The organism is Calditrichota bacterium, from assembly GCA_016867835.1.
In the GTDB taxonomy this organism is placed as follows: Bacteria; Electryoneota; AABM5-125-24; order Hatepunaeales; family Hatepunaeaceae; genus VGIQ01.
Genome location: VGIQ01000095.1, coordinates 1 through 11,222, shown reverse-complemented (window position 1 = coordinate 11,222; position 11,222 = coordinate 1). Strand labels below are relative to the sequence as shown.

8 protein-coding genes are annotated in these 11,222 nt (G+C 59.5%); 2 read left to right on the top strand and 6 right to left on the bottom strand.

The window, feature by feature from the left end:
* Positions 1 to 687 precede the first annotated feature (687 nt).
* The 6 genes from FJY67_09355 to FJY67_09330 all read right to left on the bottom strand — a co-directional run bounded on the left by FJY67_09355 (position 688) and on the right by FJY67_09330 (position 7,450).
* Positions 688 to 2,442 (bottom strand): hypothetical protein, encoded by a 1,755-nt coding sequence (locus tag FJY67_09355; protein MBM3329658.1) that lies wholly within the window; start codon positions 2,440 to 2,442, stop codon positions 688 to 690.
* Between the two features lie 271 nt (positions 2,443 to 2,713).
* Positions 2,714 to 2,950 (bottom strand): hypothetical protein, encoded by a 237-nt coding sequence (locus FJY67_09350; protein MBM3329657.1) that lies wholly within the window; start codon positions 2,948 to 2,950, stop codon positions 2,714 to 2,716.
* 76 nt (positions 2,951 to 3,026) lie between these two features.
* Positions 3,027 to 3,353 (bottom strand): hypothetical protein, encoded by a 327-nt coding sequence (locus tag FJY67_09345; GenBank protein ID MBM3329656.1) that lies wholly within the window; start codon positions 3,351 to 3,353, stop codon positions 3,027 to 3,029.
* A complete protein-coding gene (locus FJY67_09340; protein ID MBM3329655.1) occupies positions 3,332 to 4,402 on the bottom strand; it encodes a hypothetical protein in 1,071 nt (356 codons plus the stop codon). The genes FJY67_09345 and FJY67_09340 overlap by 22 nt, the downstream gene beginning before the upstream one ends.
* Positions 4,403 to 4,425: 23 nt before the next feature.
* Positions 4,426 to 6,189 carry a hypothetical protein gene (locus tag FJY67_09335; protein MBM3329654.1) on the bottom strand — a complete coding sequence of 588 codons (1,764 nt, stop codon included), beginning with the start codon at positions 6,187 to 6,189 and terminating at the stop codon, positions 4,426 to 4,428.
* 223 nt (positions 6,190 to 6,412) lie between these two features.
* Positions 6,413 to 7,450: an ACP S-malonyltransferase gene (locus FJY67_09330; GenBank protein ID MBM3329653.1), complete on the bottom strand. Its 1,038-nt coding sequence runs from the start codon at positions 7,448 to 7,450 to the stop codon at positions 6,413 to 6,415.
* 403 nt (positions 7,451 to 7,853) lie between these two features.
* On the opposite strand from FJY67_09330, the gene FJY67_09325 reads away from it, so the two are divergent.
* Together FJY67_09325 and FJY67_09320 are read left to right on the top strand one after the other, a co-directional pair.
* Positions 7,854 to 9,293 (top strand): hypothetical protein, encoded by a 1,440-nt coding sequence (locus FJY67_09325; GenBank protein ID MBM3329652.1) that lies wholly within the window; start codon positions 7,854 to 7,856, stop codon positions 9,291 to 9,293.
* Positions 9,294 to 9,306: 13 nt separating this feature from the next.
* The gene (locus FJY67_09320; GenBank protein MBM3329651.1) at positions 9,307 to 10,425 is read left to right on the top strand and encodes a glycosyltransferase family 9 protein; all 1,119 of its coding nucleotides are present in this window, start codon (positions 9,307 to 9,309) and stop codon (positions 10,423 to 10,425) included.
* Positions 10,426 to 11,222: the final 797 nt, after the last annotated feature.

The following is an 11,222-nucleotide window of genomic DNA, read 5'->3' as shown; positions in this document are numbered from 1 at the left end:
CTTTGAACTGATCCCCTTCAATGCCAACAACGACTCCATCGAGTTCTGGTGGACGCTGAATGAAGCCGACACTATGTCCATCGAGTCCACTTTGTCCATTTCATTTCAAGACACCGGCAGATACGTTGTGAGCGGGTATGCGCGAGAGCGGGTCGGCGAGGAGGAGTGGGAGGAGGATGTGCAAAGATGGGCGGTGAATGTTCGAATGTTGAATGCGGAATTCGGAATGCGGAATGAAGGAGACTTGGAAATTGAAGATATTAGTTTGCAGATTGCGCCGAATCCGTTTAACGATCAGGCGACGGTGACGATAAGCCTTGGAGGGCGGGCAGTCCTGCCCGCCCTAAGGGCGGACAAGAATGTCCGCCCTCCAAGGGTGCAAATGGGGGGTCTCATGCCCGTCCGGCTCAGCCTCTATGCGATAGACGGGCGAGAAGTCCTCCGCTTGCACGACGGCCCCCTATCCTCCGGCACGCATCAGTTCAGATTCTTCACTTCGTTCAGAATGACATCGGGAGGCGGAGTGACATCGGGAGGCGGGATGCCATCGGGAGTCTATCTTCTCCGCCTTCAGGCTGGCTCCCATTCTCGCACCGTCAAAGCCGTCCTTTTGCGTTAGCCCATCAACGCGAGTTGCCCCCTCTCAATATGGTGGGCAGACTTGATGCCGATCTACCGAAACTCGCTCTACATCCCCAACACCTCCTCCGGCGCAAGGAGGCCTTTCAGACATTTCTCCAGGGCATCTGCCCGAAACGACCGGCCGCCGGCAGTTGAAGCCGCCTTTAGAAGCGTCGTAAGCGACGGACGGGACGATATGACGTCGCGCAATTCGTCGGTAACCGGCATCGTCTCGAATATAGCCAAGCGCCCGCTCCGGCCGGTGAAGTAGCAGTGCGCACACCCGGCGCCGGTCCAGAGCGGCACCGCTTTGGCAAGCCCCAATGCCTTTGCCAGTCGCTCGGCATCCGGATGCGGCGTCCGGCACTTTTCGCAGATGCGTGGCATAAGCCGTTGCGCGATGACCAGGTCGAGCGCGCCCGCCAGCGCCAGCGGATCGACGTTCATATTGATCAACCTCAGCACGGCACCCGCGGCGCCATCGATTGGCATCGCTGCCAGCATCTGATGCCCGGTCAGCGCGGCTTCGACGGCACCGGCTGCCGTCGCCGGGTCGCGTAAATCGCCGAGCATGATCACATCGGGATCCTGCCGCATGACTTGGACCAGAGCAGCATCGTAAGTGAGACCCCGCTCGGGATCGATCTGCATCTGCGCCAAGTCGCCGAGGCGCGCTTCTACCGGATCTTCGATCGTGACGACGCTCCGGGCAGCGGTGGGAATCCGGCTCAAGAGTGCATATAGCGTCGTCGTCCGTCCGGACCGGGTCGGACCGGTTACGAGGATGAGCCCGGAAGGCCGCTTGAGAGCCGTCAACAGCAATTCGCGGTCGGACTTGAAAAGCCCGATTTGATCGAAGTCCCTTAGTTCGAGCCGCCCTACCAGCCGAAGCGCCATCTTTTCACCATCCACCAATGGCAGGAGCGCGATGCGCGCCTGAATTGCGCCCTGCTCCATTTCGAGGTCTATCCGCCCGTCCTGGGCAACCCCCCGCCGCGACGGGTCCATCCCGGCTCGGATTTTCAGGGCATTGCGCAACTGCAGGAGATGCTCGGGCAGCACCCGCCGCGCCGGAACCGGTATGCCGTGCAGAGCGCCGTCGATCCGCAGCGCAATCTTTAACTCGTGAGTGCTGAACTGGAGATGGATGTCGCTCGCGCCAAGCAGGTGCGAAAGCGCCAGAGCCAGGTCTATCAACCGGTTGGCGTCGAACGAGGGCTGCTCGATAAGGTAGGCAAAGCCGTCGAAGAAGTCCCGCACCAGCGGGTTCGACCGAACGAGGTTGTTATAGGCGCGGTTGAGGGCGAAGTGGAGATCGCCGCGGGTGGTGAAGCCGGGCTGAAGATCGTCCGGGATGACCCGACGGAGCGAATCGAGCAGCCGTTCGTTGAGCGGGTCCTCCATCGCTACCCGGAGGATGCCTTCCTCGTAGCCGACCGGCAGGACGCGGTGCTTCAGCGCGACGTCGCGGGGCAGTTTATCAACCACTTCAGACGGGATTTCGCGGTCGCGGACGTCGTAGAAGGCGATCCCGCGCTGACGCGACAACTGGCGATAGACTTCGCGCTCATCGACCCACTTGTGGCGCATCAGTATGACGCCGAGATAAGCCGGGCTCTGGCGCTGCTCGGAGAGCGCCATCTCGAGTTGGTCGGGATTGATGATCCCCTGCTCAACCAGAAGTTCACCGAGGGGGCGATGTTCGAGCGCGAGGTCGTCCGCCGAAGGCGCCGCCGGTCGGGACGGCTTGACGCCGGTCAGAATGCCGCGCGTCCGGTTCGACGGGGGAGCATTCTCAATACGTTCCGCGGTCGCGGCCATAGGAAGGAAATGAAATTAAAATGGAAAATGGAAAATGGAAAATGGAAAATGAATGATGGATGTAAGGACTGCACCATCGCTACCCGAATAGGTCTTTCGTTCTTCTTCATTTTCAATTTACATTCTGCCCCAAGCCCCAAGCCCCAAGCCTTGAGCCCTAAGCCCTAAGCCTTGAGCCCTAAGCCCTTAGCCTTATGCCCAATATAACAAACCCGCCCTATTAGTGCAAGGCGGGTGTGTCATCGCGTAGCGCCGTCATCAGGGGCGGCTATCAGTGCACACCGTTGGCATCGAACCACGATACGACGTTGCCACCGATAATGACGTCAAGTGAAGGAAGCGGCGGGACCTGACCGTTAGGATTGAACTGCAGCCCATACTGCTGATTGGCGTCGAACCAGTGCTCACTTGCGGTGATAGGTGATTTTAAGATCGTCGTTCCCGTGCAGGCGGGAACCCAGACAGGCGTTAGTCTGGATGCCCGCCTGCGCGGGCAAGACGACCCCATAGTAGCACGAACTTCGGTAAGCGAGCACTGGCTTCGTTGTGCAAGGCGGATTTGCAGGAGAAGAAAGCGCTTACATTTAGAACCAGCCGGTGGCGTCACAGTAGCGCAGCACCATGCCGTTGAAGTAGAAGTCGTAGGACGGGCCGTTCCCCCAGCCGACCGGGTTGAGCACGATCCCAAAGCCGTTGGCAGCAGTCAGGCTGGCGGCATTGTTCATGATCATCCCGTTGCCGTTCATCCGAAGCAGTGTGTTGAAATCGACCAGTTGCCCGGCGCGGCCCAGTTGCAGGTTGGCGGTTTCTGTTCCCGCGCCGATCGAGAGATTCTGCGGATTTGCGACGGTCCCCCCGGAGTTGATCTTTCCGGCGCCATTGTTGGGGCCTACGAAGAGATCGCCTTGCACATAGGTGTTAGACGACTTGACGATCGTCTTTTCGCCGGAACGACCGAGTTCGAGGGTGGCCGTGACATCGCGTGTGCCAACCCGGAGATCAACCGGCGCCACTCCCGTTCGCTGCCGTCGATATGCCCAACCTGCGCAGGGAGTTCCCCTGCAACCCGCGCACCTACCACCAGCCGCGGACTCTCCACATGAACCGTCGCCGCCGGGAACGGAAAGTTGGAATCCCGATGCGAGATCACCACGTCCCGGACGCCCTCGTCGGTGTTGAGGTGCAGTTCCATCAGCGGCCAGTCGGCGGGCACGTCTTCGCCGCCGTCGTTCATGAAGGCATCGATGCGCGCACCGCCGTTATCTGGTGTGGCGCCCAAAAAGTGCATTCGTGGGCCTCGATCATTCTGACCGACGATGACCTCACTGAGATTGACGAATCCCTCGCCCAACCCGTCACTCACGACCTTAACCGACCACTCTCTGAATTCAATCGGCGCGCCATTGCTTCTCACGACTAAAGAGCCGTTAAGCTTGGTAGTTCCGGTGACTTCCACGCTGCCAGATTCGATTGATCCGTTGACATCAAGGTTACCGATGACTTGCGTCTGCGTCCCCTGAGCCCCGCTGCCGATGATGACGTCTTGCGTCAACTGTGAGTTGGTTCCCAGTTCCAAGTCGTTGCCTTGTGTAGCGTCGATGTTGACGGCCTTTACCTGACCTTGGACGGTGAGATCATTGGCTAGACCGACATTTCCGCTCACATCCGCGCCGGCATTAAGATTGAGCCGTTGCATGACCGAAAGTCCGCCGAGGACCATCGCGTCAACATTCTCCCGACCGATGTGGACGGCACCAGTGAGATCCGCATCCGTTCCGATTAGGAGATTTTGAATCTCCTGTCCCGACCTAGTAGCATCAATCAATCCAGCGGCGTCGCCAGGCCCGACCCGCAAGCCGCCCAGCAAGGTTGTCTGACCGCCGACTTGAAGAATGTGTTCTCCAGGGTCGATCATGTCATCGTCGAACTGATCGAAGTCGGCATTCGCCCATGAAGGCATGATTCACCTCATTCTTTGCCTTCTTAGTGGTAAGCCCAAGGTCCGCCATGGACGCCCATATCAGAGCGGCTACCGTCTAAGTCCCTAAGTGAAGGATCTCCCGCGTCGATGGCAGGTGATCCCCTTCGAAGTTCGTAATCCTCACTCATATCGGGATTGGAAAATAATTCACTATCGACCGGATCGTCATTTCTGATATCCTGACCATTAGCCCAATATAGGTTGAAGCCACGAGTAAACCAGTTTTCGAACGCTGCAAAATGATGAAATCCGAAGAGCACACAATTTTGGATGATCGAATTTCGTAAATCCCCTCGCGCATAACCTGCTATTACACCCCTATTCGCTAATTCAATAACGCAATTGGAGATAATTCCCATGCCGTAATTCTGCACTACACCCTCAACGTCGTCGTTAAGTGGCCGAACCACGCAGTTCACCATTAGATATTGTCCCCTGAAGTTTTGAACACAGGTAGAACCGTCAGATCCTAGTGTGAATCCACGAATGATAAGAAAGTCACTCTGCCAATTCAAATCAATTCTAATCGCATCATTGAAACCACGCGCTGTGATTGAAGTTTCGAGAGGGCCGCTCATGCTCTCCAGAACCACTGCAGTATGCAAGTTCAACCCCTCCTCGTACACTCCCGCCCTCACCCTTACCGTATCCCCATCGACGCTGGCATTAATGGCGGCAGTAATCGTGCCAAAGTCATCCGGCACCCAAATGACCTTGTGGTTGTCCACCGTCAGCCCGATTGGCTCGCTGCGCCCTGCATTTTTTGCGCTGTCACAGGCCCAAATTTCGATGAGACGTCGCCCGTTCCCCCATCGCCACGTGTTGCGCTCGAGTATGTAAGAATTGTCTGCTTGCCCTGCAAGAATCGCATCAACCACGCCATCGACGAAGATTTTGATGTTGTCGATGGGGCTTTCGTCTTCAACCGCAAACTCCAGCACAGTCGTATCCCGGACGATGCTGCCCGGCGCGGGTGCGATCCAACTGATGCGGGGAGGCGTCCGGTCGTCGGGCGGCGGAGGATCGGGCTGGTTCTTCACCCGCACCAGGAGCACTTCGCTCCAGCCGAGATTGCCGGCCTCGTCGAACGCCTTCACCTGCATCATCCATACCCCGTCGGAATACTCTGCCGTCCGCCAGACCAGTCCCGTATCGGCAAACGCTCCCGCAAGCGCCAACCCTGCGTAACGCCCCCCGTTCAAAAGCACCTCCGCCGACGTCAATCCCCGGTCGTCCATGATCTGGAACCGCAGACCGGCATCGCCTGCGAGCGTGTCACCGGCTGCGGGTTCGACCCAGATGACCACCGGAGGCCGCACATCCGGCGCCGGCTCGTCGGGATGATTCTTCACCCGCAACAGGAGCGTCTCCGAGAGACCCCGATTGCCGGCTCTGTCCCATGCTACGGCCTGCCAGAGGTGGACGCCGTCGGAGTCGGATTCGGTTTCCCACAGATGCGAGAGAGTCCCCCTCTGGATTCCGGCTTCCGCCGGAATGATGCGGATGGGTGCACCGTCCTTCAAGAGGCGGATCGAATCGACGCCCGAGGAGTCGAAAAAGGCCACTGCGATCCGGACGGTGTCCGTGATGGTAGAACCGCCCGCTGGACGGACGAACCAGACTTCCGGTGGAGTCCGGTCTATGGCGGGCGTGTCGGGCGGCGGGTTGGTAATGTAGGTCTTATCCGTGCAGGCAAGGAAGAGCCCAATCACGGCAACACCAAATACCGATGTCATTTGGCGGCGGTTAGTTATCTTAAGGTTCACGGCTTTGGTCTCACATTAGCATAAAGTTTGAAGATATTGCGTTACGGGGGCGTCGTTCCCGCGTAGGCGGGAACCCAGTCAAGTCGATTTTGCCTGGATGCCCGTCTTCGCGGGCAAGACGATCTGAGCGTATTACACCTGTTTTCAAGCAAATTTTCGGGAGTAAGAGATGCAAGTCTCTACTCTGCTTCCCTTACTCCACCATTCACGTTCCATTTTCCATTCATCGTTCTTCATTCTGCATTACATCCATCGTCGCCGCGAGGCTTTCAGGGTCTTCAACATTCGCCGACACGATCTTGCGGTCGATGTTCTTCAGGAGGCCGCGCAAGACTTTGCCCGGACCGACTTCGATAACGATTGGCCAGGGCTTGCGGGCGGTATATTCTTCGTCGGAGACCTCCGACGGAAGTGCAGGCTCTCCAGCGAGGCGCAGCAGTTCCCGAACACATTCAACCCACCGCACCGGCCAGGTGATCTGACGGGTCAGGGTCGAGCGGAGTTCGGCCGCACTTTCGACAGCATTGGCAGTCGCATTGGCGACAACCTTCGGCCGGGCTGCGACCGGGAGGTCGTCCGCGATCTTCGCCGCCAGCAATTCTGCCATTTTCGCCTGCGCCGCTGCCATCAGCGGGCTGTGCCAGGCGCCCGAGACGTTGAGCGGCACGACCCGTCGGGCGCCGGCCTCCTGTGCCGCCGTGATGGCTGCAGCGACGGCTTCTTCCGTCCCCGAAAGGATGATCTGCCCCGGGCTGTTGAAGTTTGCCACTGCGATCCGGTCGCGTCCTATCCGGTCGGCAATCTCCTCCAGCGCCGGTTGGTCGAGCCCCATAACCGCGATCATCGCCCCCTTCGGATGCGGAGGTTGCGAGGCTTCGTTCATCCAATAGCCGCGCCACCGGACGAGGTCGAGCACGTCCGATTCGCTCAAGTTTCCGGCAGCGGCGTGCGCCGCATACTCGCCGAGGCTGTGCCCCGCCGCAGCGACTGGCTCGAACGCGATACCGGCTTGCCCGGCAGCCTCCCTGAACGCCGCCAGCGCCATCAGCGATACCAACGTGATCGCCGGCTGGACATTGTCGGTGCGGGTCAGCAGGTCATCCGGCCCGATGAAGATGATGTCCGGGAGGTGCTTGAATTGATCCTGTGCCGCGACGCGGTCGAGCACTGCCCGAGCGGCCGGGCTGCTGGTGTAAAAGTTGCGTCCCATACCTACCGATTGGGACGCCTGCCCCGGAAAGACGAGGATGAAAGAATGCATTTGAATATTGATGATGATGAATAATGATGACCTTGATCCAGCGATAGGCGTTTGCTGTTTTCACCTCTGGAGTGGAAGCCAATTGTGCGGTCAGATGTCCTCATCTGACCGCTCCGCCGTCGGCTGGGGACATCCGACGGCACACTTACCGCCGGATTAGGGATGATGAATGATGAGTGAACACCCGCTCACTTACTTACTTACTTACTTGATTACTCTCAAATATAAAGCCAAAAGATAGCCCTGATGCCGTGCTGCAGCAAGCGTTGGACTATTTGCACGCCGAGCCTATATTGTAAGAAGGTAGATAACCCCGCCTGCTCTGCAGGCTCGCCAAGACAAGGCACTTGGCCTTGAGCCCTGAGCCTTGAGCCTTGAGCCTTAAGCCCAAAACCCAACGCCCATAAACATCCTCCTCACCTTTCTGCTGCGGGGTGCCGGACAGGCCCTCACCTTTGCGGCGATGATCCTGCTGAGCCGTCACTTGGGACCGGCTCAATTCGGGACCTACTCCCTGCTCTACAGTGCGCTGGCGTTCTTCGGGCTTCCTCTGGCTTTGGCCTTAAACTATATCGTGGTGCGCGAGGCGTCGAAGCGACCCGAAGAGCGCGAGCGGATCTTTCGCAGCAACTACAGCCTCCGGCTCCTGCTCGGCGCTGTGATGGGGCTGTTGGCGATTCTGGTGCTGCCCCGGATGAGCCGGCTCGACCTCTCGACCGGGTTGACCGCCGCTGCAGCGATGACACTGCTCTGCTCACTCTGGCAATCGTCGGGGCGGTTCAGTTACGAAGCGCCGCTCGAGGCCGACCTTAGGATCGCAACCTCCGCGGGAGCCAACTTTGCCGGACGGGTGCTGCTCTTCACCGTAATCTCCTTCGGTGTGATCGGCGGAGCTGGGCTGACCGATTTGGTGCTATTACAGAGTTTCGGCGAAGGCCTTGCGACGCTGGTGCTGGTCGTCGTGCTGGCCCGGACCGGCTATCCGGTTCGTCCTGCATTCGACTATCGTGAAATGCGCCGGACAATGGTTGAGGGGCTGCCGCTCATTGCCGCCGAGGTCTTACTCCTGGCCCAGACCCGTGCCGATCTTTTGATAGTGGGAGCACTGCGCGGCGAGGTCGAAGCCGGCTTATACTCTGCGCCGCTGCGGTTGGTCGATGCGCTGCTGATCTATCCGACGGTGTTGGCAACGGTCGTCCTGCCCGGTCTATCCCGACTCGCGGGACGGGACCGGACGGAATTTGTCCGGATGACCGGCCGGTTTTTCAAACTTCTTGCTGCCGGAGGTTTGGCGGCAGCGGCAGTTGGCGCGGCTTATGCAGAAGAGATCATCGTGCTATGCTTTGGGGCTGAATATCGCGAATCCGGCGCAATTGGGAAGGTGCTGATCTGGTCGCTGCCCCTTGCCTTCTACAGCGCCGGCTGGCGGCTGGTGCTGGTCGCCGAAGGCCGGCAGACTCGTCAAATGCTGCCGATGACGCTGGTGGCATTGATGTCGCTGCTAATCAACTACTTCATAGTTCCTGCTTCAGGCGCTTTGGGCGCTGCCTGGTGCCGGGTGATTGCGTTTGCGACGCTTATACCATTGACGCTCATCGATCGCGACATCCGCGCTGTCGGTTGGGAGGGACTCAAAGCCTTCGGGTGGCCTCTGCTTCTGGCGGCAGGACTCTCCCTTGTGGTGTCCAATTCGGAACTTGAGTGGTGGATAGGTGGGGCGTCGATTCTGGGATTCCTGGGGGCTTTCGGGCTGCTGGCAGGCTGGGGTCGGGACATTGCCCGTCTCCCAGTGATGAGTCTTTCTTTCCGGAAGACATATCCAAACTCAAATACGGACGTTTGATGGGGAGCGTCCGGTGAGGCGGCTGCTGAGTGGTCTGATCGGGTCTCGACTTCCTGTCGAACAGCGTCCTACCGGACGGCTTTTGGTCGTCAAGTTATTCGCCATCGGCGACTGCCTCAACGCGACGCCGCTTCTGAGGAGTCTTCGCGCTTGCCTGCCCGGTTGGCGCATCGACATTCTAACCGGAGAGTGGTCGTCTGCGGTCTTCGCCGGAAACCCTAACTGCGACGATATGATCGTGATCCCCGATGGCTGGTTTCGCGAGCATCGCTTCCTGCCCCTCTTGAACCTTGCCTGGCAACTCCGGAAAAAACGCTATAATTTGGCTTTGGTCGTGCACCGGGCGCCCGAGATCGCCGCCTTCATAGCCCTTACCGGGATTCCGGTGCGAATCGGACTCGACCTTGAAGGCGACGGCTTTCTCTTCACGCATCCGGTCACAGAACCGGGCGGGGAGCACGAGATTCGCGCCTATAATAGACTGCTCACCCCGCTTGGCGGGGCGACCGATGACGTGCTTATGGAGGTGTATGCCTCGTCCGAAGAATTGCAATTTGCCGGGCGTCTCTGGAAAGAGGCCGCCATCGACGACCGGACGGTCATCGGCCTTACCGTCGGCGGTGCGTCGAATCCCGACACACTCTGGCGCCTCTGGCCGCACTATGGGGAACTTGCGCAGCGCCTGTGCCAGCGCCATCTTAATGTGGCGCTCTTCGGCGGGCCGACCGATCGTAAGGCCGGGGACGAGGTAATCCGATCGCTGGAAGAGGCTCTGTCCGCGAGCGATGTACCCGGCCGCATCCGGTCGTTTGTCGGAAAGACGTCGCTCGGCGTAACGGCTGAATTGATGAAGAGGTGCGCCGTAATCGTTGCTCACGATGCCGGCCCGATGCACCTCGCCGCTGCCGCCGGCTGCCGGACGCTCTCGCTCTTCGCGCCGACCGATCCCCGGCTGAAAGCGCCGCTGACCCCGGATTGCCGATGGCTGGCCGCCGATCTGCAATGTTCACCGTGCTATCACCGGGGCCGTTACGGAACCGGCTGTTCGACCGATTGTATGGCTTCGATCAGCGTCGAAACGGTGCTGCAGTCACTAATGCAAATGCTCGAAGAAAGGTCCCTGCCGTTTTAGAAACAGCGAATAAGTCGCGGCTGTCGCGCCTCATCTGGGGAGCGCTTTACATCGCCTGGGGTGCGCTGCTTGTCGTCTTTCTTGCCGAAGGCGTCCGGTCTCGCGAGGGAGGCGTAAAGGCGCCCGAGGAACTGCTCCAGGCAGCCCGTATCGAGGGCGAAACCTCCTGGGCAAGCGTCCTGCTCGCCGGCCGGAAGGTCGGATTCATCCGGAGCGAAGTCAGTCCGCTGCCGGACGGCAACTACGAAATCCGCGAACTGGGGCGGATGAGCGGCGCGATGATGGGAGTGCCGCAGGAAATCAGGTTCGCGATGGAGATCACCACCGACAGCGCTCTTGCGATGCAGGCTTTCAGAGGCAGTTTCGACGCCGGGGGAGTGGCAGTTGAGTTCGAGGGTCGGCACCAGAAGCAGGTTCTCTCCATTCTCCTCACCACCGGCGGGCGGACGACCGAAAAGTTCGTCCCCGCTCCCGAGCCGCTCTATGTCTCGGAAGCGATCAAGCCGCTGCTCAAGGCGGGCCGGCTCGGCGCCGGCGATTCGCTGAAACTATCGGGCTTCGAGCCGCTCTCGCTGCAAATGCAGGACCTGATCGTTATCGGAGCCGATCCGCAGATGCACGAACTCTTCGGTGTGGATGTCCGGGCGCGGCGTCTCACGACGCGGCTGGGTGAGGTTGAAAGCACCCTCTATGTTGATGAGGAAGGCCACAGCCTGGCCGAGTTTGGGCCGCTCGGGATGGTGCTGAGGCGGGCTACTGCTGAGGAAGCCCTCCAAAGCAGCGACGATGGGTTGACA